The organism is Nostoc sp., from assembly GCF_036916985.1.
Classification (GTDB): Bacteria; Cyanobacteriota; Cyanobacteriia; order Cyanobacteriales; family Nostocaceae; genus Nostoc.
The window spans coordinates 1-24,499 of sequence record NZ_JBALFD010000097.1 but is presented as its reverse complement, the minus strand read 5'-3'; the positions used below and the strand labels follow the sequence as shown (position 1 = coordinate 24,499).

Genomic DNA, 24,499 nt, shown 5'->3' with positions numbered 1-24,499 from the left:
CAACTGCATTTAGGAGTACTGAGTGCTGAGTGCTAAGTTATTATTCTCCCCCCAGTCCCCAGTCCCCAGTCCCCAGTCCCTTACTTAAGCAACTTCAGTGATACTGATAATTTTGCCGCCTGTCCGATGAATGTTTTGCACTTGCCCAGACAGCTGATTGTAGTTAACTACATATTCCTGCTTGCCCAGACGGGTAGGGAGATTCGCTGAACCTTTGACTGCCTTAATCAAGAAACGTTTGCTGGTGCTGTTTACACTAGAACCAGCAGCGGGAGCCTTGATGGATGTGGGTAGATTTGAACCAACATCGCTGATCAGTTTAGCTTTGCGATCGCTATCGCTGCTAGCTACTCCTCTGAGTAAGGTAAAGGTGCGGTTAAAGGTAACATTCTTAATTCCAATTTGGGAGCTAGTGCTACGAACATAGGGAACAATATTCTCGCCAAAATTCTTCTGATACTCTTCACTATCGATATAGGATTCGATCTCAGCATCATAGCCCTGTTCGTTGTAGATGCGGACGTGTTCAGAAATTTCTGCCTGATCGGCAGGAGGACGGCCTAGCAGATGTTTGAAGTTCAGTTCAATGAACCGATACTGAGAAGAAGAACTGAAAAATAGGGATTGATAAAGCTCTGATTTGGCAACGGTGTTAACGAATTCACGGACGCTGATTTTGCGATCGCGCAATTGCGATTCTGCTGTGGCTAGTCGCTCACTTTCCAACAAGTGAGCATTGCCCAAAACCTGTTTATAAACTGCCCGAATTAGTGTTTGTAATTCACTTTCGCTGGTGTTCGGACGCAGTTCAACATTAGGTGAATCAATTACCCAAAGTGACATTGAATTATCTCCTGAAAAATGCTAATTAAATTTCCGAGCATCCTACCCCTTAGAGAGGTGGAATTTCCCTTCAGTTGTCAGTTATTTTTGCTACTGACTAGCTTTTGTAAAACTTTAGGTTGTAAAAATGCGTTAAATATCTTCGTATATGACAACTGACGGCGGAATTTATCAAACCTCAAATAGTCTTACCAAATCCTCATTCCCCATTTCCATAGAGCAATTCGACCACAGATCAATAGAATCAGTATCTTCAAACAGAGTGATCTCTAACCGTGATGCTGGTCTGAAAGCCATTTAAACTATCTCCCAGTTAACAACTAAATTTTATGAGAAGGATTTTCACAAAATGTAAAAAAACTTTATATCATTCTGACCAAAGGGAAGCCATAAAGACTTTAAACCCTTATTAGTCTTGATGATTTTTAGTTTTTGTATTGTTTGACTTTATATATTCTGATACGATGATGAAGCTATATCTATTAAAATTTATTAAGTTAAATAATACTTTAGAAAAATTTCAGCTTTTTTTTAGTATTTGATTGGGGACTGGGGGAAGAAGCAAGGGAGCAGGGAGCAGGGAGAAGAATTTTCCCCTCCGCACCCTGCCCCTCTGCGTCTTTTCAATGCCCAATGCCCTTGGCTCAATCTTCTTAGAATGCGATCGCTATTTGGTGGCATCTGTAAAATAAAGTAAAGAATAGCTGTAGTAAATGCACCTATGGAAATCCATCAAATCCAAGCTGAACTGAAGAACCCAGATTTTCAATATCGTCTGAAGGCGATCGCTGCCCTCGATAATTATGAATCAGAAGTTGCAGTTCCTCTGCTCACGAGTAAACTTCATGACTCAGAATTTTTGGTGCGTTCTTTTGTGGCCAGGGGTTTGGGTAATCAACAATCAGCCGAATCTTTTGCGGCTTTGATGCAAATTATGAAATTTGATGATACTCCCAACGTGCGCGCAGAGGCAGCAAATTCTTTATCGCTATTTGGTAGAGTCGCAGTTTCTCATCTGGTTCTAGCATTTTATCAGGATGACCACTGGTTAGTGCGGCGGAGCATTTTGGCTGCGATCGCTGAAATGGATTGCCCTGAAGAACTATTTGATATCTGCATTCAGGGTTTAAAAGATGAAGATTTTACCGCTCAAGAATCTTCTGTGGATGCACTCGGCTTACTAGCTAATTCTAGTCAACATACTGCGGCATTATCCCAAATACTAACGTTAGTGAATGCTGAATCTTGGCGGATGCGTGTGCGAGTTAGCTATGCCCTCAAACGATTTGACGAGCCGGAAGCAAAAGCAGCCCTGAGCCAACTCCGACAGGATGAGGATCACCGAGTTGTCGGCGCTGCTTTAGAAAACTTATTGCCAAATTGAAGGAGGCAGGGGCAAGGGGGCAGGGGGCAAGGGAAGCAATTCTCTGTGGTAGCAGACTACAGTGTACACACAAGTCAAAAAAGCTTGATTTCCCATTGTTCTTTCGTTTATCTCGTTTTATTTCCTTCCCAGTCTCCGACTGGGAACGAGGAAAGTCTTGTAAATCAATACAGTTCAGAATGAGCAACAAAACACTTGTAGAGACGGCGATTTATTGCGTCTCGAAAACCCAAAATTGTTGCCAGTAGCCCTTAACCCAAGCATATTTGCGCCAGAGGGCAGATAGTACAGCAGCATTTACGAGTCTGCAAGCGTCGGGCAGTTTTTCTCCTGCCTCCTGCCCTCTGACTTGAAAGTGCTGAGTGCTGAGTGCTGAGTAAAAATACCAATCCCCAGTCCCCAGCCCCCAGTTATTCTTTCATTCAAGGCTGTGAAACTTGTTTCATCAGGACTGCCTTTCTTTATAAAACTGATTTGAATGATGTTAATATACTATTTTACCTTAAATTTGACAAAAATATCCGGTTAATCTGCCAAAATCTGGAATAAAAGATCAACTTTTTCGAGATGAGGAGGCATTTGTGACTGATATACAAACTGGTCAAATGACTTGGCGACTACCAGGTTCCTCAGAATGCGCCTTACATTTACGGCATAATACTTCAGAACCCTGGCGATCGTATAAAGAATTTCCACAATATGTTCTACCTGATCCGCCTGGCTTTTCCGAAGGATACGCTACATTTTTAGCGCTCCTGAAAAAAAACTGGCAGCCTTTATAAAAAGTGCTGAGTGCTTAAAAGTTGCTGTATGTGTCCATTAACAGCACTCCTGAATTCGACTCAGGACTCGGAACTCAGCACTCTCTAGGTACTCAGTTTGCTCAAGTACTCAAACTCTCACGAGTTGTTTTGCGGGTGTAGGCGTTCCAAACGTCGAGTTCTGAATATGGACGGCTGGACAGCATGGCTCTAGTTGCTTCTGTCAGTCCTTGAGCAAGAGTGAAATCTGCTCCAGCGATACTTTGAAGATGCTCCATCTCTGCATCACTGAGGTCAGTTGCTCGCAGGTCTGTATCCCGCAAATCGGCTCCAGTCAATCGAGCATTTCGCAAACAAGCCCCTGTCAAATAAGCTTTCGTCAGGTCAGCCCCACTCAGAGAGGCATCTTGCAAATTAGCTCCTGTCAAGTCAGCACCACTCAGATAGGCTCCACGCAGATTAGCACCTTGTAAATCTGCATTTCTTAAAGAAGCTGTATTCAAAAAAGCACCATTGAGATTAGCACCCGGCCCTACCGCTCCAGAAGCTTTGTAGTTATATTCTGGGGGCCATTTCGTTTGTGAATCATAACGCGCTACTTGGAGTTTGGCTCCCTCCAAATTTGCGCCACTGAGATTTGCTTGTTGAATATCTGCACGGTTTAAATAGGCTCCCTGCAAATCAGCCCCACTTAAATCGGCTCCTCGCAGATTTGCACCTCGCAAATCTGCCCGACTCAAATCGGCATGACTCAAAACCAACCCACTGAGATCGGCTCCTAATAGCTTGGCTTTACTCAAGTTAGCTTTTTGTAAATCGACTTCTCTTAGGTTGAATTGGTACAAATCTACCCAATCCACAGCAATTCCGGCTTTGAGGGCTGTTAAGATTTCTGGAGTTGGACTGAGGCGAACGCTTGTAATAAGTTGAATTTCACTATTTGTCATCAGCTGATTAAAATATAACTTTTGGAGTTATTCTACACTTTAGCTAAATCGGAACTTCATCTCATAACTCAGTATTTAATAACGCCAAAATTTGATAAAACGAGGTTTCAAAACAGATGCATATAATACCACCCTTGGCAATGATCGAATTCTTCCGTAAAAGTGAGGGTACATGGTTTACGGAACGTTCCGTTCATCATTTTGACTCGGCGGCAGATGAGTCGGGGGAGTCGAATTTGATTATTAAAGTCCTAGAAAAGGATGATCCAAAAGTCCAAGAAGTTTGTATAGCCCAAGGGATAGATCCTACGAAAGCAACAGGTGGTGCTAGTTTTTCATGGCAGGCTAATCTGGATACCAGGCTCCCAAATACTGATAATGCCGCTATTTTGGTTGATGTTCCCGACGAAACGAGACGTTTTGGAAAACTGATCCGCAACCAGGGCTATGTTGAGAGCATCCCAGTTGTGAGTCGGTATCGGTTTGCTGATGATGGAGTGCTAACCATTGATACTGACTATGACAATAATCAAGGTCAGGAACGTTGTTGGTTTGTTACGGATGATTTTCGTGTCAGGGTCAGTACAGTACGAATGATGAACGGAGTCAACTTGATGACTTATTGTTCTGAACGTCGTTGTATTTCCCAGGAGGTGTTGGAGCAAATGATCAGTCAGAATTATGCTAGGCGTTAAGGGGGATTAGGGATTGGGGACTGGGGACTGGGAAAATGAGCGGACAAGGAAGCAGGAGGAGATGAGGAAGAATAACTAATCCCAATGCCCAATGCCCAGTCCCCAATCCCCAATGCCCAGTCCCCAATCCCCCATTAAGGAATGTTGCTTTGTTTCTCATAAATGAGACGTGCATGATTGCCATAATTTATTTTCATGCAAGGGTTAACAAATCATGCTCCATGTATAAGCCTTTCCTGGAATTTTTAGAAAAAGAGCTATTTCAGCGGTTTGATTTACAAAGTAGGGTTATTCCCCCTGGTTTGGAATTCAAAGTTAGCGATCGCGGCAGAAACCCAGCAACTATCCGCAGTTGGTGTTACCAATCTCAAGAGTTGCGGAAAATTCGCTATACCTATATTGATGCCGGGGAGAGTGCCCAAATTTTTAACAGCGTAGTTTATCCCAGTCATAACTACGATCTACCTCTGTTAGGGATTGATTTTTTATCCTTTGGTAAAGTCAAAAACCTGATTGTGCTTGATTTTCAGCCTTTGTTTCAGGATGAAGATTATCAAAACAAATATATCGTTCCGCTAAAATCTCTCCACCATAAATACCCGGATTTGGCACAAAACTTAGAAATGAAGTTTTATGATGCGAACCAGTATTTTTCTAAGTACCTATTGTTTGCCAAAACAGACCCGGAAACAGTGGCAACGCGAGTCTTTGAAGCTTTTCAAGATTATTTAAACTTGTATTGGCAAATGCTAGCAGATGCCCAACCGCTCCAAGATCCAGAAGATATCCAGCGAATTGTCAAAGCCCAAAAAGATTATGACCAATATAGTGCAGACCGCGATCCTGCATCTGGTTTGTTTAGCAGCTACTTTGGCCATGAATGGGCAGAGTGCTTTCTCCATGAATTCTTATTTGAAGATTCTGTTCCTTTAGCGGTTGCTGCCGGCAAAAGATGACTATTGTTGGGAATTGGGAATTGGACATTGGGCATTGGGAAAGAGGAGGCAGAAGTTCTTTAATTTTGAATTTTGTTAGCGCAGCGTTAGCGAGTCTGCGAGCGTCATTTTGAATTTTGAATTGGAGCGAAGCGACTGTGACACTGTATCAGCCATTTCTCGATTACGCGATCGCCTATATGCGATCGCGCTTGGATTTACAACCTTATCCGATTCCGACTGGGTTTGAATCAAAGAGTGCTGTTGTGGGCAAGGGAAAGAACGAAGAAGAGGTTGTCACCACCAGTTATGCTTTTCAAACCACAAAATTACGGCAGATTCGTGCAGCTCATGTACAAGGTGGCAATTCGTTGCAAGTACTGAATTTTGTAATTTTCCCCCACCTTAACTACGATTTACCCTTTTTTGGGGCGGATTTGGTAACATTACCAGGCGGGCATCTCATTGCTTTGGATATGCAGCCCTTATTTCGTGATGATTCAGCATATCAGGCAAAATATACTGAACCAATTCTGCCCATTTTCCACGCTCATCAACAGCATTTATCTTGGGGAGGGGATTTTCCTGAAGAAGCACAGCCCTTCTTCTCTCCCGCTTTTTTATGGACTCGTCCCCAAGAAACGACTGTAGTCGAAACTCAGGTGTTTGCCGCTTTCAAAGACTATTTAAAAGCTTATCTAGATTTTGTGGAGCAAGCAGAACCCATAACAGATTCCCAAAATTTAGAAGCCATTGAGCAAGCCCAACTGCGATATTTAAGATATCGGGCTGAAAAAGACCCAGCACGAGGGATGTTTAAACGCTTCTACGGTGCTGAATGGACTGAAGAATATATCCACGGCTTTTTATTTGACCTAGAGAGAAAATTAACAGCTATCAATTAGAGGCTCTTGTACAGGAAGTCAGGAGCAAAAATATTCAGATGATACGCATCAATCGTAATTAAAATACAGCAACGTTTTTGAGGATGGTCATCGGCCCTTCAGCTTTGAGAATTTCCATTTCTGCTGCATTTCGCACTAGCAAAGCACCAGCGAATCCCAATGAATTTACAGAGATAGAGTGAAAATGCTCCTGCGATCGCGGTACAATCAACATCCATTCTCGTGTCGCTAGCAGGTTGTAAGCACCAGATTGCTTGGCATCTAAACCCACAGCCTGACGCAAAGTGCGATAAACTTCCAGTGTTGCTTGTGCCCCTGTAAATGGCGACTGCACCCAATTGGAATTTAGTGGTGCGAAAGCGTGTACAAAAGGAAGTTTTAGTGAAGTTGGATTCGAGTTCTGAAATTGTGCAGACTTCACAAGAGGTTCAATAGGCATCTGCGGCCCTTCAGGTGCAAGTGGTAGAGGAACTAATTGTAAGTGCTTGTGTCGCTGACTAGCACCTGCGGTTTTGCCACTGTTGTAAAATACTAGACCATCGAAATCAGCCAAACACGCCCACATCGCCGCAAAATCTTCCAAGGTGAGTAAACTTTCCTGTTCCTCAAAGACACGGGTGATGATTAGGAGGTGATAATCAACAACATTGAATTTATTTAAAATACATAAATGAGTATCAGATATATCCGCTACAAATAAATCTTCTTCGTAGGGCAAAAAAGGATTAAACTCTTGACCAGACGTAACAGATTGTTTTTTCTGTTTTTCGTCGGCTGCTTTTTTGCGATTCAGGTTAGACAAAATCCGCACTAAAAAGCGCACGTTATCCTGTTCGACAAATTCAAATTCCGTCGGTATGGATAGCAACGCCCCGCATTGCAAAGTATGTTCTGTCCGTTTTTTGACACTTTTCCATAAAGTACCAGGTTGAAGTAAGATTTTACCCTGTGCCATTTTATTCCTTCAGACATAGATATAACACGCGATCGGGGCGTACATCTGTTCATTGGTGTCAACTTAGGCTCAAACGCTTACCCGATATACGTTTTACCCCACCCCCAACACCTCCCCTTGCCAAGGGGAGGGGAGGTTTTGCGTCAGCAAAGCCGGGGTGGGGTAATGCGGATCGTGATAGTAAGTGAGTGAATTGAAGATCATGTCTTGACAAGGGTTTCACGTTAAGTTGACACCAATGACATCTGTTGCACCCCTAAAAATAACTATAGAGAAGGAAAGCTTCTAATAATACTTTTCCCTACCCCTGCCTTTCTGTATCAGGTGAGATGCGGTAAGTAAAATACCAAACCTTTCACAATAACGCAATACCCTCGCAACAAAACTGTCATAAATAATATCTACATTAGTAATACATCTAAATATCTTTCCAGACAGCAATGCAAAACCAATCTCACGATGGAGAAAACCCATCAGATAGCATTTTATCCAACACTGCTGACACCAAATACCATAATCGAGCGCCCTGGAAAAAGGCTGCCGCCTCTCTATCGCTGGTGCTACTGGGATCAGGTATGACATTAGCAGGTGGCTATATGGCTGGACATTCTCAGCAGGTGTCTGAGACTGCATCTAATTTGGCGGTGAGTCGAGTCAGCGCTGCTCCTCCATTAGCAGCAGGTACAGATCCTAACTTTGTTACACAGGTGGTACAAAAGGTTGGGCCAGCCGTGGTGCGAATTGACTCTTCACGAACGGTAAAAACCCAGTTACCAGATGAATTTAACGATCCAATTTTCCAACGCTTCTTTGGCTCTCAACTACCACAACAACAAAATCGGGTAGAACGGGGTACTGGTTCAGGTTTTATTATTAGTGCTGATGGTCGTATTCTTACCAACGCCCACGTAGTCGATGGTGCTGATACGGTGACAGTTACACTCAAGGATGGGCGTAGCTTTAAAGGAAAGGTGTTAGGAAAAGATGACTTGACTGATGTTGCTGTTGTCAAGATTCAGGCAGATAATCTACCGTTAGTAGCTTTGGGTAACTCAGATCAGCTACAACCCGGAGAATGGGCGATCGCGATCGGCAACCCTCTTGGACTAGATAATACAGTAACTACCGGAATTATCAGCGCTACCGGACGCAGTAGCAATCTAATTGGCGCTCCCGATAAGCGAGTCGAGTATATTCAAACCGACGCAGCGATTAATCCTGGTAACTCTGGTGGGCCCCTACTAAATGCCCGTGGCGAGGTAATTGCTATGAATACAGCCATTATTCAAGGCGCACAAGGATTAGGCTTTGCTATTCCCATCAACACAGCACAACACATTTCTAGTCAACTAATAGCTACAGGTAAAGTACAACATCCTTATCTGGGAATTCAGATGGTGGGGTTAACGCCTCAACTCAAACAAAATATCAACTCAGATCCCAATAGCGGTTTGAGTGTGAATGAAGATAAAGGTGTATTAGTTGTGAAAGTCGTGCCAAATTCCCCAGCTGCTAAAGCCGGGATACGTGCTGGTGATGTGATCCAAAAGCTTGGCGGCCAAGCAGTTACAGATGCCAGCAGTGTTCAAAAGGCAGTAGAAAATAGCCAAGTTGGGGGCGATTTACGTCTGGAATTAAGTCGCAATGGGCAGAATATTAACATAGCTGTGCAACCTGGTGCTTTCCCCACACAAGTACAATAATCACTGTGATTTATCAGGGTGGAAATCTTGATTACAAACTTTAGTTTTTTTATGCGTATAGCAATCCTATTTGATTTGTAAGAATTACAACCCGAAAGATCCCCGACTTCTTGAAGAAGTCGGGGATCTTTTTTCTTACAGATGATTCAAAATTGCTATATCAAGAGGTTGCAACTAAATTTTAAGCTAGAGCTACTGCTGGTTGCTGCCAACGTCCGACAGCCTTACCAATTACTGCTAATTCTTGCATCAAGTGATCGAAACGGTCTGGTGTCAGAGATTGGGGCCCGTCAGATAAAGCTTTGGCAGGATTGGGGTGAACCTCTATCATCAGGGAATCTGTACCAGCTGCGATCGCAGCCATTGCCATTGAAGGCACAAATTCAGACCAACCTACGCCGTGACTAGGGTCAATCATGATTGGCAGGTGAGTCAGCTTTCGCAACACTGGCACTACTGATAAATCCAGTGTGTTTCGCGTATACTGGCGGTCAAAGGTGCGTATTCCCCGTTCACACAAAATTACATTAGGATTACCAGATGCCAAAACATACTCAGCCGCCATTAACCAATCTTCAATAGTAGCCGCCATTCCCCGCTTTAAAAGAACTGGTTTCGGCTGCGCTCCCACTTTTTTGAGCAAGGAGAAATTCTGCATATTCCTTGCCCCCACCTGAATCACGTCAGCAACTTCTGCTATTTTATCCAGGTCAGCAGCATCCATCACTTCTGTAATAATACCTAGTCCGCTGACTTCCCGCGCCTTTGCCAACAAATCCAAAGCACTCTCACCGTGTCCTTGGAAGGCGTAAGGTGAAGTCCGGGGTTTATATGCCCCTCCACGTAAAAATAAGGCTCCAGCAGCCTTGACGCGCCGCGCTGTCTCCACAATCATTTCTTCATTTTCTACTGAGCAGGGGCCAGCCACAACTACCAAAGGCTGATGCTCACCAAATACTACGGCTCCATTGGGAGTATTAACCACTACTTCCGAAGCTTCACCGTGGCGGTACTGGCGGCTGGCTCGTTTGTAAGGTTGCTCAACCCGCAACACCTGCTCAATCCAGGGGCTAACTTCTTGAACTTGTAGCGGATCTAAGTTGGCGGTTTCGCCTACTAGACCAATAACTACTTTGTGTTGACCAACAATTTTTTCTGGAGTTAGCCCCCAGCTAGTTAGTTCCTCATCAATGCGGTTTATTTCCGCCTCTGGGGAACCACTCTTCATTACTATAATCATGTTAAAGTTCCTAATTAATTGAGTAAAATTTTCTGTAAATGGGATAATTTTATCGTAAATTAAAGGGTTTAAGACCTTCAGTCGGGGTTTGTCTTGAGAAATCGCTCCACTTGGGCAAAGCCCAAGACCGCGTTTCTCGCTAAATCCCCGTCTGAAATTTCTTTAATTTTGAATTTTGAATTTTGAATTTTGAATTGTTAATGTTGCCTATTGGCTAGTTACGAGTAGTTGAAAATAAAATTTGTTTACAAAATAAGTCAGTAAAGTGTGGCGCTCAGTCAGTAGTTTCACTACTAAATAACTTTATATTGGGTATAAAAAAAGATTTTATAATTTTAATTAGCAATGTTGAAGTTATAAAATTTCAACTTCAACATTCACTTTCTCATTTACCCAATACCGCCGTTACCTAATTCCTGAGCGCCGTTCGTTATAAGTTTTTTTGCCGAGTTTCGCGCCAAGCGGCCACCATTCGTCCCCAATTGGTGTTGAATTCACCAAAACCCAGCAAACTTCCAACTTTTTCTTCATCCCAAGAGGCAGAGAGAACGCCATAAGTTATCCCTAAGACCCCCAAACCAAATAATCCCATATTCACCAGTAACACGACGATGGGAGGTAGTTTGATGTCGGAGTAGATAGCAAGCAGATAGCTGACTACCAGAGCGCTAATGCCCAAAGCTGTTGGTACACCACAGAACCCAGCAACCCGTCGAATCATCCGCTGGCTGACTACTTGGGGAATTGCCATTTCTTGTTTGGTGTAACGCGCTTTTTTCTCAGCCTGTTTGGCAGATTCTTTTGGCTGTGCTGCTGGTTTACTTTGAGTTTTTGCGGGTTTTTGGCGCTTTTTGTTTGGTTCAAAGGGCAAGCGACTGCGTTCAGATTCTTCAGCAGACATAAGCGGTAGTCCTATCCACGAATACCGAGGCGAGCAATCAAAGCTTGATACTTTTCCCGGCTTTCCTGCGATATATAAGCTAGAAGACGCTTGCGCTGACCAATTAGCTTCAACAGTCCTCGACGGGAAGAATGGTCTTTTTTATTTGCCTGGAGATGTTCGCTGAGGCGGTTAATGCGCTCAGTGAGCATGGCAACTTGGACATCGGCCGAGCCAGTGTCGGTTTCGTGAACTTGGTAGGTGGAAATTATTTCTTGTTTCCGCAGTTGCGTGAGGGCCATGATCGATTCAGTTTCTAGTTTTTCTAAATGTATGTAGCAGTCTCCCATAATATCACAGCCCTCAATCTGGATGTGAAATGACCTGTGTTGCAATAATTTGTATTTTTTTATACTAAATAATCAATAGGTCAAATCCCTATGATACTTCGTTTCCATCTCTACTGTTGATTGCAAGCGATTTCTAATCGCCGAAAACTTTTCAAACATCCTCTGACGTCAAATTAATTCTGTAATGGAAAATAACCGTTGTCGGTCTATTTTTTGAAGCTTGATTTTTTCAGCGTAGAAAGCCTGATAATACGATTGATACCGCTCTGGTTCCGCTTCTGGATCGGTTTGTTGCCATAGTTCCAAAAAGTGACGATAACGTTTTTCAAGCATCACCAAATCCATACAAGCGATCGCAGCTTGAACTACTTGCGGAGTCCGAAGTATTTCTTTCTGGTTTTTTTCATCGACATGAAATAAATGGGAAATTAACCCGATCTCACTGTCAAATTCTAAAAACTGGTCTTGCAGGCGGGAAATTAAATTTGGTAAAGACACTAAATTTTTCGTCTCTCGATCACCGGATGAAATTTCTAAAATCTGTTGCCATAAAAATCGGTGGTGGGAAAGGCTAAATTGTAAATCTCGTTCCTCCAGTTCGTGAATGATCGCTTGACGCTGTTCAGGACAATGCAAATAAATTCGCAATAATAACGCCTCTGCATGTTCTAAAAGGCTGCGTTCTGTGGGGACTGGAGAATGAGAAACGTTGCTACCTCCCCATGCCTTCTTAGCTGAAACAGGTTTAGAGTATATAGCCGCAGCCGGAGCAATTTGAGTTAGCAGATTTTCGACTCGTAGAGGTATAAGTCTGGTATCTCCCAAACTGAGTATTTCTGCACAATAAGAAACATAATAATTTCGTGTATCGCTGTTAGCTATATTTTTAAGTAATTTGACTAATTGCTGAGTTACTTGCTGAAAATCAGTAGCTTGTTTTAAGTCGCGGTCTTGAATAATTTGCTGAATCTGCCAATCTAGCCAAAGTGGCGCATTTTTTAGCAGTTCTCCATAATCTTCTTGGGTATGGCTATGCAAATATTCATCAGCATCTTTACCATCGGGTAAATTGAGAATTCTTAGCTGAACTTCGCCCTTATATGCTAATTCGGCAATTTCACCGATCGCCCGTTCGGTGGCATTAGTTCCGGCTTTATCAGCATCAAAGTTGAGTACTAATTGTTTCGATTCGGTGTAGCGTAATATCAACCGGACTTGTTCTAAACTTAAGGCTGTACCGAGTGAGGCAACGGCGTTATTAATACCAGCAGCGTGGAGAGCGATCGCATCAAAATATCCCTCTACCACCACCGCTTGATCGAGTTGGGAAATCCCACCTTTAGCTTGATCGAGGGCAAATAAGGTTTTACCTTTACTAAAAAGTTCGGTTTCTGGTGAATTTAGATATTTAGGCTGCTCATCAGTCAGAGTTCTACCACCAAAGGCAATAACGCGCCCTTGAACATCGCGGATGGGAATCATGAGGCGATCGCGAAATACATCATAATAACCGCCTCCTTCCTTGCGTGGCTTAATCAATCCCGCTTTTTCCAGTATTTGCACTGGGTAATGTTTATCTTCCACCAAATAACGATAGAGAGTTTCCCAACCTGCGGGAGCAAAACCTAAACCAAATTGCTGTATGGTTTCTTCTTTGAATTTGCGGTTAGATTGTAAATATTGAAGTGCCTTTTGCCCTTGGGATTGTCTCAGGGCGTGTTGATAAAACTGTGCTGAGGAAGCGAGAACTTCATATAACTGCTCACGCAAAGATAGCTGACGCTGTAATTCTTGGCGTTGTTCAGGTTCTAGGGTTTGTACAGGTACTTGGTAACGTCGTGCTAAATCTAGCACTACGTCAGCAAAAGAGCGTTTCCCCAATTCCATAACAAACTTAATGGCATTTCCCCCAGCTTGACAGCCGAAGCAATAGTACATTTGCTTGGTTTGGCTGACGGTGAAACTGGGAGATTTCTCGTCATGGAAGGGGCACAAACCGACAAAATCCTTTCCACGTTTGCGTAAAACTACGTATTCCGAGACGACATCGACAATATCAGCCCGTAATTTAACTTCCTCAATTGTGTCTGGGTGCAAGCGGGGGATTTGCATATCTTAGTTACTGGGGACTGGGGATTGGGGATTGGGGATTGGGGATTGGGGATTGGGCAAAAGAGTTACGTTAGCGGGGCGTTTAGCCCGTTACGAGTTCTGAGAAATTCCCAACTCAACACTCAGCACTTCTGAAGGGCCATTGGGAATTATTGGGTATGTGTTATCCCCCTTGTCTCCTTCATCCCCAGTCCCCAATCCCCAATCACTAGGCATTAACTTTGGAGAAATACCAAAGGATAAATGACTTTAAACTTCTGATAGCTATTATATTCTTGTTGCTAGACCAAGAATGATGTATAGAATTGCTTAGACTTAATTTTATCAGAGGAAATACTGAAAATGGGGCGTATTTTTATATCAGCGGCTCATGGAGGCAAAGAAGCGGGAGGAATAGATCAAGGTGCGATCGCAGGTGGTACAACTGAAGCAAAAGAAATGATTCTGCTGCGGGATTTGATTGTCACGGAACTGAGGGCGCGGAGTTTGGAAATTTTGGCGGTTCCTGATGACTTGAGTGCCGCCCAAACTATCACCTGGATCAATTCTCGTGGCCGTCGGGGTGATGTCGCCCTAGAAATTGCGGCTAATGCGGCTAGTAGCCCTTCTGTGCGGGGGGCTAGCGTCTTTTACATTGCTAATAATAGCGATCGCAAGAGTAATGCTGAACAGTTGCTAGTGGGGTTATTGCGCCGCGTACCCCAATTACCAAATCGGGGGGTCAAGCCAGATACAGATAGTGGATTGGGTAGTTTAGCATTCTGTCGTCAGACAACGCTTGCAGCTTTGGTGATACAAGTGGGGTTTCTCAGCAATCCAGAGGATCGGGCTTTGCTGCAAACTCGCCGCCGTGATTTTGCTTTGGGAATTGCTGATGGACTAGTAACTTGGAGTCGCGTGATTGATCCCAGTCCTGGAACTCCGGCGGAACCAAATTATCCGCCAATTAATATTAATATTAATGGTCAAAGTTACTCAGAACAAGGAGTTTTAGTTAATGGCAATGCTTACATTCCTATTGATTTAGTAGACCTGCTGCGGATTGACCTTTCAAAAGCGACTAATGTCAATCGGATTACCTATCACAAAGTAGTTTATGTCAAAGCAATCGAACTGCGAGATTTTAATGTTGCAGTCAGTTGGGATGCAGCGACGCGTACTGTTAGCTTGCGATCGAATTTGGTAGTTTGCCCCGGTCAATTTTCGCGGGTGATGTCAAACGGTACTACTTCTGAAATACAGTTACAATTATTCCTGAGAAATAATAATCAAAATGCTTTAGCCAAGTTTCCTGATATCCCAAAACTTTATCGTGAAGAAGCAGGTATAGAGGGAGTGAACTTTGATATTGCCTTTTGCCAAATGTGTGTAGAAACTGGATTTTTACAGTTTGGTGGTGATATTAAACCTGAGCAAAATAACTTTGCTGGCTTGGGTGCGATCGGTGGTGGTGCCGAGGCTGCATCTTTTCCAAGTGCCAGAATTGGAGTGAGAGCGCACATCCAACATTTGAAAGCTTACGCCAGTTTAGAACCTTTGGTACAAGAAGTAGTAGATCCCAGATTTCGCTTTGTTACACGGGGGATTGCGCCATTAATTGATCAGCTAGCAGGGCGATGGTCAGCAGATTTAGATTATGGTACAAAGATTTCAGCAATGCTCAAACGATTATATGAGTCAGCAGGACTTCTTTGAGTGCTGAGTAACCCCACATATAATAAATCTAGGGGATTGAAGTAAGGACACATTAAAGTTGAAAGAAGTGCGATCGCATTTCTTGCTTCTCTCTTCAAACGCTTATTTTCAAGCCTCTGCCTATAAATCAATAGAGTTCAGTTAAGCTTCTCTTCCTTTGTGTCCTTTGCGTCCTTTGCGGTAGCCTGCGGCAAGCCGCTCCGCGTCTACGTTAGAAAAAATCACTTTGACAAAAGATTTTAGCCTTAACTAAACCGTATTGGCTTATAAATGAGGTTCATTAGGCTGCTGCTGAAGTCAAGAGGCGGTACTCAATGAGGGGCATTCCCAGTCTCCGACTGGGAACGAGGCTGGAAATGAATCAAATTACATATCTTGCTTATATTCTTCTAACAATTGCGGAATGTGATCGTACCCATCTACACCGATAACTGCAATCATTTTCGGGCGATGTTGCTGTAATAACTTTTGGAAAGCTTCTACCCCTATTTGTCCTTGTAAAATTGTCAGTAACCCTGCTGGTTGTCGCCACTCACGAGAAGCAATTTGCTGTAAAAGATACATTCCCAAGCAGCCTGTATAAACGGTTTTTTCAGAATTTTGTAAATGATAATAAGCTTCTGCTAAATAAGCTAAGTTTCGACCTTGCAAATACAAATCACCAGAAACTTGTGCCGTTTTAAAACCATCTTCAAGATATTTAATTGCCGTTTGATGTTCTCCGATTACTAAATAAGCAATTCCTAAGCTGCTCACACATAAGGCTTTACTTTGAATATCGCCTAATTTTTCGGATAATTTTAAACCTTGTTCCAAATAGTTAATTGCGGCTTCATAAGTTTCAGGTTCTAAGTTTTCCAATTCCTGAGCCTGCATAACTTCGCTGTAACCTAAATTTACCAGCGCGTTTGCTTCTCCAGTGCGATCGCCTGCTTGCCGACTCAGTATTAATGCTCGTTGACTATAGTTAATTGCCTCAGCATAATTTTGCTGTTGCACGTAGGTACGGCTGAGGTGGTTGAGATTGGCAATTTCACAGGCGCGATCGCCTGCATTCCTGGCGATCTCTAGTGCCTGCTGATGAAAATCAATTGAGCGCTGGTATTGTCCCAAAGCACGTTGAGAATAGCCTAAAAGTGTCAAAATCCGTGCCTTTTCTTGGGTTCCCTCGCCTCGTAGCAGTGGTTCATCCAGATAATCTAAGGCATCTCGTAAATAAGTACCAGTAAAAGAGGCAAAAATCCCGCCGTAAAAGGGAAAATATGGACGCTGGGCAAAGGTTCGCAATATCTGGAGCATAATTTGAGAACAGGCATCGCTATATACTGTCCCAATGCTGCTAAAACCACTTGCTAACTGACTCCAAATTACTGCAAAGGTCAAAAAAGTGGAAATGGATAACTTTGGCCCCGCCTTCACATCGTAAGCTTGTTGGTCAAACCAGTTAATTAGTCCCCGTTGCAAGAACTGTAAAATCAATGCCATTTCTACCCAATCTCTGAGGGTGATACCCCGTTGTCGCTGGGCAAACTCAATTGCCGATTCTTCTCTAGCTAAGGTGCGAAGTAATGCTTGGGGTAACTCGCTACTGAGTTGTTTCGCCCAACTTGCCCAAGGGCCACGTTCTCCCGGTACGCCGCCAAATCCCAGAGATTCTTTTTGTTCGTACATCCAACTAAGCAAGTTGTCTTGCAATCGCTGCCAAGAAGCTAAACCACGGGTAATTCCTTCGGAAAATTGTTGTAAATCAGAATCAGCTTGAGCAAATTGCTGCAATGCTTTTGACAATTGCTGTAGCTGTTGCAAATTTAGCGGATACTTCTGATTGGGGTCAGTAACCCGAATAAATGTCGCCAGACGCTCGTTAGCGGTAGCTGTGGTAATTTCTGTAACTGCGGAGGCGATCGCTTCTGTGGATTTATTTTGCTCTTGCCAGCGTTGCCATTGACTTTGAATCGTCTTAATGGCTCTCAAACTGCGAGTCGCCTTGGCTTTCTTGAGTTCGTCTTTTTCGCTATCGACTTGGCTTTGGAAGGCATTCAGGCGATCGCTCAAAGCTAGCTCAAACACTTCCCCTGTCCCGGAAGTGATACCTTTTAGCAGCATTTGATACACCTGTTCTACAGAGCTAATTTTGCCCTTGAGGGTGGTTTCGACAATTTCATCGATTAAGGCAAGATAGCGATCGCTTAATGGCAGAGAGTCTGGCACTTTGGCTACTAGGAGAATGTCACATCAATTCTAATTCTAGTCTTGGCAGCAAAAATGGGAAAAATAATTAGCGGCAAAAAATTTTTCGGTTATTGCAAATATTTACCCTAGTTCTCCCCCATTATTCTCTAAATTCAAATCAGAAGAGCAGAGAAAACCGCCCAAAACGAGCGCAGAACCTCTGCTGCTTAATTAAGTCAACAAAAACGGAGAGTAGGCAAATGTTACACCAAATCAAAGAACTGCTTCAAAACGCCCAATTACAACAGCAAGTCAAAGCAGCCGCTAACCAAGCAGAAGCCGTCAAAGTGTTAGTGATCGCTAGTGCAGAGAAAGGTTATAACTTCACAGTCGAAGCTATCTCTCAAATGCTGGCAGAATTGACCTTTGTGGATTCTAACGAACTGAGTGAAGAAGAATTACTCAGTGTTAGCGGTGGGATGATGTCTGAGAGTGCGCCCAAGCTATGTCATACAGATTCTTGTGGTGGTGGACACGGGGGCTGCTGCTAAAAAAGGTAGCTTCTCTTTCTCTTTGGCATTAGACATATAAAGAATTGGTGTAGGGACAATTCATGAATTGTCCCTACAAAGGGTTTCAGGTAATGCATCTGTTCGATAATTCCACTTTTTATTCAACAAATTTAAAACTAATTTTTCTGCATTCTATCTTAACGATTAATACTGAGAAATCTAGCTATGGTTCAACAAGTTGTTCGCTTATCCCAACAGAAAACACCAGACGATTTAAGGGCGATCGCAGCTAATGCTAGCTTTCTCTGGGAACGCCTTGATGAAAGCAGATTTGCGATCGATGTCGATCGATTTAATGAAAAGGAAATTCAGGAACGGCGCACTCGCTGGTGTCAAATCGCAGCAGAAGGTAAATGGAATACGTTGCACAAACGCTTACAGTGGGAAGGGCTAGACCTCGATACTGTTAGTTCGAGATTGGGAACTATCGAGTTGATTGCCGATCAACCTTTGCCAGAGTGGGCAGAAACTTTACAGCAAATCATCCAAACCGCGACAGAATTTAATTCTGCAACCGAAGTATTTTTACCAATCGATTCACAAAATCCGATCACCTTTGAAGATATTCTTTTGCCTGCTATCTTAGTAGCCAGACAGCAATTATTGATTCGCTGCGACAGTCAATTCACCCAAGATTGTCTTCCCTTATCGATTCTTTCTTACGACGCTTACAGTTCTCTAGAACGTAGTCTGTTACAACGACTAGCAGGAATTTGCACGAAGACATTAGATTTTGAATTCTCTCAGGTGCGTCCCTTTGGTCAAAGCTTGCTCGGCTTGCTAGGACTGGAGACAGAAAACAATAACACTCACTACACCAAGTTCGTCAATCAACTCTTGGAAGATGGAATGCTGAGGTTCTTCCAAAAGTATCCAGTTCTCGGTCGCTTAGTGGCAACAGCCGTCAATTTTTGGGTTGAGTTCACTGCTGAATTTCTTGAACGTTTAGTTGCAGATAGGACAGATATTCAACGAACTTTTGATCAAACAATCGTCCCATTTTCTCAAAACAAAGTTACCGAAATTCAAACCTCTCTCTCCGACCCGCACAAGCGCGGACGGACGGTGATTTTACTCACCTTTGAATCTGGACTTAAACTTGTCTATAAACCCAAAGATTTAGGATTGGAAGTTGTCTTTAATCAATTTTTGGGTTGGTGTAATCAACACAGCAATCTTTTAGATTTTAAAATCATTCAGGTGTTGGAGCGTAAAGGTTACGGTTGGGTGGAATATGTTGAACAGTTACCTTGTGTGGATGAAGCCGCTGCGAAACGATTCTATCAGCGTTCTGGGATGCTGTTGTGTGTGCTTTATGCCCTCAGAGCTACAGATTGCCATTATGAAAACTTAATTGCCAATGGCGAACATCTGGTGCTGATTGATATGGAAACACTGCTGCACCATGAACCGAATCTGATTGAAGACTCACCCCTTACCCAAGATTTGGAAGCAACCGCCACACGACAATTTTGGGATTCCGTACTCCGCACCGGACTTTTACCGCGTTGGGACTTTAGTGGCGATCGCAGTGTGGCTTATGATATTAGTGGTCTAGGCAGTACAGATCCTCGATTATCTCCCCGCAAAGTGCCGCGCTGGCAGAACATTAATACAGATAATATGCAGCTGTTATCTGAGTCTGTAACCTTGCCCATTGCAAAAAATGTCCCATGCTTGGGTGAAGTTCCTCTGTCTCCAAACGATTATCAACTACAAATCACCACTGGATTTGAGCAGATGTATCGCTTTCTGATGGCGCACAAAGATTTCTTACTTTCACCCCAAAGTTTACTATCTGCGATGCAAAATCAGCAGGTGCGCTTTATCTTCCGCAACACCCGGATTTATGGCATCATCCTCCAAAAAGCTTTGTCACCCGATTACCTCAAACACGGGGTAGATTACAGTATTCAACTCGATGTTCTCAGTCGTGCCTTTCTAGTTGCTCAAGAAAAACCAAATGCCTTTCCTGTTTTGAGTGCGGAACTGCGAGCGATGGAACAATTAGATGTTCCCTTCTTCACTGCTAGCGCTGTGGTTGATGAACTGAGTTTAAACGGTTCTTCTGCCATTCCCAACTACTTCAAGCAACCCAGTTACCAAGACTTGCTCAATCAGTTGCAATCTCTGGATGAAACCGATCTAGCTCGACAAGTAGCGATTATTCAAGGTTCCTTCGATGCTAAAATCGCAACCACCCATAGCCGCAAAGGTGGGCAATGGAAGGGTGAATCCTTAGCATTCTTGAGTTCAGAACAATTGATTGCCGAAGCTCAGGAAATCGCTAACGAACTTGAAACTAGAGCTATTTCCGATCCTGACGGGAGCATTAACTGGATTGGTTTAGACTTTGTGCCTCGCGCCGAACGATATCAACTGCAAGTATTGAATAATTGTCTCTCTGATGGGCGCTCTGGTGTGGCCTTGTTTTTAGCTGCACTCAGTCAAGTCACAGGTGATTCCCGTTACCATGATTTAGCATTTAGAACATTACAATCTCTGCGTCGCCAAATTCACACCGTTGATCCAGAAACTTGGCAACGAATGGCTAGTTTTATGGGTGTTGGCGGGGCAACAGGTTTAGGATCAATGATTTATAGCCTGGTGAAAATTAGTCAATTCTTCAACGATGTAACGCTATTACAAGATGCCCAAGTATTAGCCGATTTGATGACACCAGAATTAATTGCTGCCGATGAACACTTGGATATTATGAGCGGAGCATCTGGGGCAATTTTAGGGTTATTGTCGCTGCATCAAGCCACAGGAGAAGCAAGTGTTTTAGAAAAAGCGATCGCCTGTGGACAACATTTAATCAACCGTCAAGTTAGCCACAACGGTGCGCCCAAAGCTTGGCATACCTTTTGGGACAAGCCTTTGACTGGTTTCTCTCATGGAGCCGCAGGCATCTCTTACGCCTTGCTCAGACTCTACGCCGTCACCTTAGAGAGTAAGTATTTAGAAGCAGGTTTAGCAGGAATTGAGTATGAGCGTAGCGTCTTTTGCGAATCTACTGCCAACTGGCCAGACTTCCGCAGAATGGGACAACCAGGGCAACCTGACTTTGCAAATAAGTGGTGTCACGGTGCAGCCGGCATTGCTTTGGGACGCTTAGGCAGTTTGAGAATCGTGGAAACGCCGGAAATTCAACAAGAAATTGAAATTGCTCTCCAAACTACTCAGAGTTTTGGCTTACAAGCGATCGATCACTTGTGCTGTGGTAACTTTGGTAGGGCAGAAGTGCTGTTAGTTGGTGCAAAAATCTGTTCCCGTCCTGACTGGCATCACATTGCTCACCAGAATGTAACAAATGTTGTAGCTAGAGCCAAACGAACTGGAGCTTATCAACTATTCCCCAACTTACCCAATTCTGTATTTAATCCTGGCTTTTTACCCGGTATATCTGGAATTGGTTATCAATTGCTGCGTCTGGCTAACAATGACTTGCCTTCAATATTATTGTGGGATTGAGTTTGTTATTTATACCCAAAAATAGCTTTTGACTAAACCCTATTAGCGTAAATTAATAGGGTCAGAACTAGCCCTTTCAAAGTATTGGCTGCTGATAAAGACCCAAAAGCTAGTCATCTCAAACTTTTTAACATTCTGCTGGTTTCTGTGTGACTGAGGCAGTTGGATTTAGATTTCTGTGATTATGCCAGAAGAACTGTGAACCACCTACAAGTTTCAATGCCTAATAGGGATTTTGGTTAATTGCAATCTTGGTGGTAGATGCGATCGCTCTTAGCGGTGGCGTAAGAGTATAACGATGGGGATTGGTATTTGGAGTGAAGGATTGAGACGTTTCTAAGTACATCAGTATTTATTTTCATAAATTGGGCAAAATTAATCACGTGTGCTATTTTAGTAAAAACCAATACAAGTATGAGATAAAAAACTATGGATTTTATTGATGCGGTTAAAGATGTTGCCCAACATATTGAAAGACTAAAAGATTCGGTACAGACAGAACAAGCTGCAAAAGCTGCTTTCGTTCTACCTTTAATTCAAGCTTTAGGATATAAGATTTTTGATACAACTGAAGTCTGTCCTGAATATATAGCTGCTACACCAGGCTTAAAAGGTGAAAAAGTTGATTATGCTATTTTAATAAATGGAGTCCCATCAATTTTAATAGAATGTAAATTTCATAAAAACGATTTAGCACATCCCAAAAATTCCTCACAATTATTCAAGTATTTTAGTGCAACACAAGCAAGATTTGCCGTGTTGACTAATGGAATCCATTATTGGTTCTACACGGATACAGAAAAAACTCACATTATGGATGATAAACCTTTTTTTGAGTTTAATATATTAGATTTTAATGAGTCGTCAATAAATGAACTTAAAAAATTCTCTAGGGAAGTATTTAACCCTGATGAAATGGCTAGTTGTGCAAGACAGCTTTTATATAAAAAGGAAATTAACCGATTAATATCAGAACAGTTTACAAATCCTTCTCCTGATTTTGTTAAGCTTTTTGCTGGTCAAGTGTACAAAGGGCACATGGTTGCATCAGTTGTAGAAAAATTTACTGAAATTTTCAAAGGTTGTCTTAAAGATTATATTAACGAGCGAATTAATGACAAGATAAGATCCGCTATGGATATTGATATTTCTGATACAACAAAAACAGAAGTACCAGACCCGGCTAAAGTAACAATCAATCTCAACACCGAAGTTATTGATACTATTGTAACTACAGCAGATGAGATGGAAAGCTTTTACATTATTAAATCCATGTTGCGTGATGTTATCGAATTACCTCGCATTCAGTATAGAGATACCAAAAATTATTTTGGAGTTAACATTGATGGTAAAGCTGGCAAAACTATTTGTCGTTTATGGCTTAATTCTGAGAAAAAATATATTGGTTTTCTGGATATAAATAATAAAGAAGTTAAAACGCCAATTAACTCTTTAGACGAAATTTACAAATTTGCAAAAATCTTAAAAGATAGGGCAATATTTTTAGCTAAAAATAAGATAGAAGCAGAAGTAACTGAACAATAAGATTTTTGCAAACAAGCTGAGATTATAGGCGTATCTAGCCACAGCTTCAGGCGTAGCGCGCTCACCCATCTGTCACGATTTTTTATCTATTGATTAGGAAACAACTGTTGTCCGAGCTTGCTTGCGGTCTTCAGGCTTTCTTTTGATAATAATTTCTACATCATTATCTAAATCATTCAAAAATTGAAATAGTCTATCAATTGAAAAACCTGAAAGTCTACCTCTAACTAATGCTGATATTTTTGGCTGATCTATTCCTAAAAGTTCAGCAGCTTGGACTTGTGTTAAATTGCGGAAAGTAATAGATTCACTGATTTTACGTGCTAATTCAGCTTTCACTAATCTTTCTTCAGAATTAGGTAAACCTAAGTCAGAAAAGACATTTCCACTGCTAGTATAAACGCTATTTTCTTTAGTCACTCATCTACTCCTTTTTCTTTAGCAGCTTGTTCTAAATAGTCTTTCTGGGCGGCTTTTAACCTCTTTTTTACTAAATCTATATCTTGTTGTGATGTACCAATACCGTGCTTTGATTTCTTTTGAAATGCGTGTAATAAGTAAACAACCCCCGCAAATTTCACAGTGTACACTGCCCGGTATGTATCTCCATCAAAATCATCTACGACCTCTAAAACCCCACCCCCTTTAAAACCATGCAAGGGTTTTGCATCAGGATGTTTACCCCCATGTTGTGCTAAATCAAGAGCGTAACCCATTACGTCCTGCACGTCTTCAGGGAAATCCTTCAAGTCATCTAAAGCGCTTGCAATGTATTTGAGAGGTTTTTGGTGAGTTTCGCTCATGTAATAGTTAGTATGCTAAATATAGCATACTATGTCAATAAGTGGATCAGTTGTATCAAAACCAGTACACTACCACCAATATTTAATCAGGCCACCGCCCCCAGTTCGTCTAGCAAAATTTAATCAGGCCACCGCCCCCAGTTCGTCTAGCAAACAAGCATTACAGGTCTAGAGAATACCTTACAAGCAAGGTGCGATCGCTCCTCAATGCCCCACTTGATCGCAAAGCTCGTCCATAGGGCTATCGTGTCGCCATTGGCGTCAAGTTAAGGCTGGTTCCCAAATGTCAAGTCCTATGCCGTTTGCGAACAGCTTTAACAAGTCCCATTGAGCGATGATTTTCGATAAGCCAAGGTATAAGTTCTAACTGTGGGTTCTGCAAGCATGCACGGTTAAAGAAATACAAACTGCGGAACACCATCTCAATAGAAATGCATCAGTTAAAGCATCAAACCACTCAAATCCATAGAAACCCATATCTACTAATAACAAACCATTTACTGGCAGAATTGATAATAAAGATTTCCA

At 42.5% G+C, this 24,499-nt stretch carries 22 protein-coding genes; 10 read left to right on the top strand and 12 right to left on the bottom strand.

What is annotated here, in order from left to right:
- Window positions 1–84 precede the first annotated feature (84 nt).
- Window positions 85–843, bottom strand: coding sequence for a phycobilisome rod-core linker polypeptide (locus tag V7L07_RS31595; RefSeq protein WP_335063403.1), 759 nt, complete (start codon window positions 841–843; stop codon window positions 85–87).
- Window positions 844–1,564: 721 nt separating this feature from the next.
- Between V7L07_RS31595 and V7L07_RS31590 the strand changes: the two genes are divergently transcribed.
- Both V7L07_RS31590 and V7L07_RS31585 read left to right on the top strand, forming a co-directional pair.
- Window positions 1,565–2,227 carry a HEAT repeat domain-containing protein gene (locus V7L07_RS31590; RefSeq protein ID WP_335063402.1) on the top strand — a complete coding sequence of 221 codons (663 nt, stop codon included), beginning with the start codon at window positions 1,565–1,567 and terminating at the stop codon, window positions 2,225–2,227.
- A gap of 581 nt (window positions 2,228–2,808) precedes the next feature.
- Complete coding sequence (locus V7L07_RS31585; RefSeq protein ID WP_335063400.1) at window positions 2,809–3,009, top strand: hypothetical protein; 201 nt, start codon at window positions 2,809–2,811, stop codon at window positions 3,007–3,009.
- Window positions 3,010–3,110: 101 nt separating this feature from the next.
- On the opposite strand, the gene V7L07_RS31580 is transcribed toward V7L07_RS31585, so the two are convergent.
- Window positions 3,111–3,935 (bottom strand): pentapeptide repeat-containing protein, encoded by an 825-nt coding sequence (locus tag V7L07_RS31580; RefSeq protein WP_335063399.1) that lies wholly within the window; start codon window positions 3,933–3,935, stop codon window positions 3,111–3,113.
- A gap of 116 nt (window positions 3,936–4,051) precedes the next feature.
- Here V7L07_RS31580 and V7L07_RS31575 point away from each other — a divergent pair, with 116 nt between their 5' ends.
- The 3 genes from V7L07_RS31575 to V7L07_RS31565 all read left to right on the top strand — a co-directional run bounded on the left by V7L07_RS31575 (window position 4,052) and on the right by V7L07_RS31565 (window position 6,470).
- Entirely contained in the window at window positions 4,052–4,630 is a 579-nt protein-coding gene (locus V7L07_RS31575; RefSeq protein WP_335063398.1) for a phycobiliprotein lyase, read from the top strand.
- A gap of 221 nt (window positions 4,631–4,851) precedes the next feature.
- Window positions 4,852–5,586, top strand: coding sequence for a 15,16-dihydrobiliverdin:ferredoxin oxidoreductase (locus tag V7L07_RS31570; RefSeq protein WP_335063396.1), 735 nt, complete (start codon window positions 4,852–4,854; stop codon window positions 5,584–5,586).
- Window positions 5,587–5,723: 137 nt separating this feature from the next.
- On the top strand, window positions 5,724–6,470 hold the full coding sequence (locus V7L07_RS31565) for a phycoerythrobilin:ferredoxin oxidoreductase (RefSeq protein WP_335063393.1): 747 nt from the start codon (window positions 5,724–5,726) through the stop codon (window positions 6,468–6,470).
- A gap of 58 nt (window positions 6,471–6,528) precedes the next feature.
- Here the strand turns inward: V7L07_RS31565 and V7L07_RS31560 are convergent, their stop codons facing one another.
- Window positions 6,529–7,425 (bottom strand): ATP adenylyltransferase family protein, encoded by an 897-nt coding sequence (locus V7L07_RS31560; RefSeq protein WP_335063391.1) that lies wholly within the window; start codon window positions 7,423–7,425, stop codon window positions 6,529–6,531.
- A gap of 440 nt (window positions 7,426–7,865) precedes the next feature.
- Between V7L07_RS31560 and V7L07_RS31555 the strand changes: the two genes are divergently transcribed.
- A complete protein-coding gene (locus tag V7L07_RS31555; protein WP_335063390.1) occupies window positions 7,866–9,128 on the top strand; it encodes an HhoA/HhoB/HtrA family serine endopeptidase in 1,263 nt (420 codons plus the stop codon).
- 181 nt (window positions 9,129–9,309) lie between these two features.
- Here the strand turns inward: V7L07_RS31555 and aroF are convergent, their stop codons facing one another.
- From aroF to V7L07_RS31530, 5 genes are all read right to left on the bottom strand, one after another.
- Entirely contained in the window at window positions 9,310–10,368 is a 1,059-nt protein-coding gene (gene aroF / locus V7L07_RS31550) for a 3-deoxy-7-phosphoheptulonate synthase (protein ID WP_335063388.1), read from the bottom strand.
- A 430-nt stretch (window positions 10,369–10,798) separates the two neighbouring features.
- Entirely contained in the window at window positions 10,799–11,269 is a 471-nt protein-coding gene (locus tag V7L07_RS31545) for a PAM68 family protein (RefSeq protein ID WP_335063386.1), read from the bottom strand.
- An 11-nt stretch (window positions 11,270–11,280) separates the two neighbouring features.
- The gene (rpsO, locus tag V7L07_RS31540) at window positions 11,281–11,550 is read right to left on the bottom strand and encodes a 30S ribosomal protein S15 (protein WP_094343580.1); all 270 of its coding nucleotides are present in this window, start codon (window positions 11,548–11,550) and stop codon (window positions 11,281–11,283) included.
- 216 nt (window positions 11,551–11,766) lie between these two features.
- Window positions 11,767–13,710: a DNA primase gene (gene dnaG, locus V7L07_RS31535; protein ID WP_335063384.1), complete on the bottom strand. Its 1,944-nt coding sequence runs from the start codon at window positions 13,708–13,710 to the stop codon at window positions 11,767–11,769.
- 90 nt (window positions 13,711–13,800) lie between these two features.
- On the bottom strand, window positions 13,801–13,926 hold the full coding sequence (locus V7L07_RS31530) for a hypothetical protein (protein WP_335063383.1): 126 nt from the start codon (window positions 13,924–13,926) through the stop codon (window positions 13,801–13,803).
- 126 nt (window positions 13,927–14,052) lie between these two features.
- Between V7L07_RS31530 and tftA the strand changes: the two genes are divergently transcribed.
- Complete coding sequence (gene tftA / locus V7L07_RS31525; RefSeq protein WP_335063381.1) at window positions 14,053–15,405, top strand: hormogonium tapered terminus morphoprotein TftA; 1,353 nt, start codon at window positions 14,053–14,055, stop codon at window positions 15,403–15,405.
- Between the two features lie 366 nt (window positions 15,406–15,771).
- Here the strand turns inward: tftA and V7L07_RS31520 are convergent, their stop codons facing one another.
- Complete coding sequence (locus tag V7L07_RS31520; RefSeq protein ID WP_335063379.1) at window positions 15,772–17,616, bottom strand: tetratricopeptide repeat protein; 1,845 nt, start codon at window positions 17,614–17,616, stop codon at window positions 15,772–15,774.
- A gap of 221 nt (window positions 17,617–17,837) precedes the next feature.
- On the opposite strand from V7L07_RS31520, the gene V7L07_RS31515 reads away from it, so the two are divergent.
- Window positions 17,838–18,128 carry a Nif11-like leader peptide family RiPP precursor gene (locus V7L07_RS31515; protein WP_335063378.1) on the top strand — a complete coding sequence of 97 codons (291 nt, stop codon included), beginning with the start codon at window positions 17,838–17,840 and terminating at the stop codon, window positions 18,126–18,128.
- Window positions 18,129–18,314: 186 nt separating this feature from the next.
- Window positions 18,315–21,623: a type 2 lanthipeptide synthetase LanM family protein gene (locus V7L07_RS31510; RefSeq protein ID WP_335063376.1), complete on the top strand. Its 3,309-nt coding sequence runs from the start codon at window positions 18,315–18,317 to the stop codon at window positions 21,621–21,623.
- 223 nt (window positions 21,624–21,846) lie between these two features.
- Here V7L07_RS31510 and V7L07_RS31505 read toward each other — a convergent pair whose 3' ends face one another.
- Window positions 21,847–21,969: a hypothetical protein gene (locus V7L07_RS31505; RefSeq protein WP_335063374.1), complete on the bottom strand. Its 123-nt coding sequence runs from the start codon at window positions 21,967–21,969 to the stop codon at window positions 21,847–21,849.
- 83 nt (window positions 21,970–22,052) lie between these two features.
- Here V7L07_RS31505 and V7L07_RS31500 point away from each other — a divergent pair, with 83 nt between their 5' ends.
- The gene (locus tag V7L07_RS31500; RefSeq protein ID WP_335063372.1) at window positions 22,053–23,168 is read left to right on the top strand and encodes a type I restriction endonuclease; all 1,116 of its coding nucleotides are present in this window, start codon (window positions 22,053–22,055) and stop codon (window positions 23,166–23,168) included.
- A gap of 93 nt (window positions 23,169–23,261) precedes the next feature.
- Here the strand turns inward: V7L07_RS31500 and V7L07_RS31495 are convergent, their stop codons facing one another.
- Both V7L07_RS31495 and V7L07_RS31490 read right to left on the bottom strand, forming a co-directional pair.
- Window positions 23,262–23,588 carry a helix-turn-helix domain-containing protein gene (locus V7L07_RS31495; RefSeq protein WP_335063371.1) on the bottom strand — a complete coding sequence of 109 codons (327 nt, stop codon included), beginning with the start codon at window positions 23,586–23,588 and terminating at the stop codon, window positions 23,262–23,264.
- On the bottom strand, window positions 23,585–23,971 hold the full coding sequence (locus tag V7L07_RS31490) for a type II toxin-antitoxin system RelE/ParE family toxin (protein ID WP_335063370.1): 387 nt from the start codon (window positions 23,969–23,971) through the stop codon (window positions 23,585–23,587). The genes V7L07_RS31495 and V7L07_RS31490 overlap by 4 nt, the downstream gene beginning before the upstream one ends.
- Window positions 23,972–24,499: the final 528 nt, after the last annotated feature.

What these genes read in the sequence shown, in the direction of transcription:
- V7L07_RS31595 (WP_335063403.1), bottom strand. Translation starts at nt 843, where the DNA reads ATGTCACTTTGGGTAATTGATTCACCTAATGTTGAACTGCGTCCGAAC.
- V7L07_RS31590 (WP_335063402.1), top strand. Translation starts at nt 1,565, where the DNA reads ATGGAAATCCATCAAATCCAAGCTGAACTGAAGAACCCAGATTTTCAA.
- V7L07_RS31580 (WP_335063399.1), bottom strand. Translation starts at nt 3,935, where the DNA reads ATGACAAATAGTGAAATTCAACTTATTACAAGCGTTCGCCTCAGTCCA.
- V7L07_RS31575 (WP_335063398.1), top strand. Translation starts at nt 4,052, where the DNA reads ATGCATATAATACCACCCTTGGCAATGATCGAATTCTTCCGTAAAAGT.
- V7L07_RS31570 (WP_335063396.1), top strand. Translation starts at nt 4,852, where the DNA reads ATGTATAAGCCTTTCCTGGAATTTTTAGAAAAAGAGCTATTTCAGCGG.
- V7L07_RS31560 (WP_335063391.1), bottom strand. Translation starts at nt 7,425, where the DNA reads ATGGCACAGGGTAAAATCTTACTTCAACCTGGTACTTTATGGAAAAGT.
- V7L07_RS31555 (WP_335063390.1), top strand. Translation starts at nt 7,866, where the DNA reads ATGCAAAACCAATCTCACGATGGAGAAAACCCATCAGATAGCATTTTA.
- aroF (WP_335063388.1), bottom strand. Translation starts at nt 10,368, where the DNA reads ATGATTATAGTAATGAAGAGTGGTTCCCCAGAGGCGGAAATAAACCGC.
- V7L07_RS31545 (WP_335063386.1), bottom strand. Translation starts at nt 11,269, where the DNA reads ATGTCTGCTGAAGAATCTGAACGCAGTCGCTTGCCCTTTGAACCAAAC.
- rpsO (WP_094343580.1), bottom strand. Translation starts at nt 11,550, where the DNA reads ATGGCCCTCACGCAACTGCGGAAACAAGAAATAATTTCCACCTACCAA.
- dnaG (WP_335063384.1), bottom strand. Translation starts at nt 13,710, where the DNA reads ATGCAAATCCCCCGCTTGCACCCAGACACAATTGAGGAAGTTAAATTA.
- V7L07_RS31530 (WP_335063383.1), bottom strand. Translation starts at nt 13,926, where the DNA reads ATGCCTAGTGATTGGGGATTGGGGACTGGGGATGAAGGAGACAAGGGG.
- tftA (WP_335063381.1), top strand. Translation starts at nt 14,053, where the DNA reads ATGGGGCGTATTTTTATATCAGCGGCTCATGGAGGCAAAGAAGCGGGA.
- V7L07_RS31515 (WP_335063378.1), top strand. Translation starts at nt 17,838, where the DNA reads ATGTTACACCAAATCAAAGAACTGCTTCAAAACGCCCAATTACAACAG.
- V7L07_RS31510 (WP_335063376.1), top strand. Translation starts at nt 18,315, where the DNA reads ATGGTTCAACAAGTTGTTCGCTTATCCCAACAGAAAACACCAGACGAT.
- V7L07_RS31505 (WP_335063374.1), bottom strand. Translation starts at nt 21,969, where the DNA reads ATGTACTTAGAAACGTCTCAATCCTTCACTCCAAATACCAATCCCCAT.
- V7L07_RS31500 (WP_335063372.1), top strand. Translation starts at nt 22,053, where the DNA reads ATGGATTTTATTGATGCGGTTAAAGATGTTGCCCAACATATTGAAAGA.
- V7L07_RS31490 (WP_335063370.1), bottom strand. Translation starts at nt 23,971, where the DNA reads ATGAGCGAAACTCACCAAAAACCTCTCAAATACATTGCAAGCGCTTTA.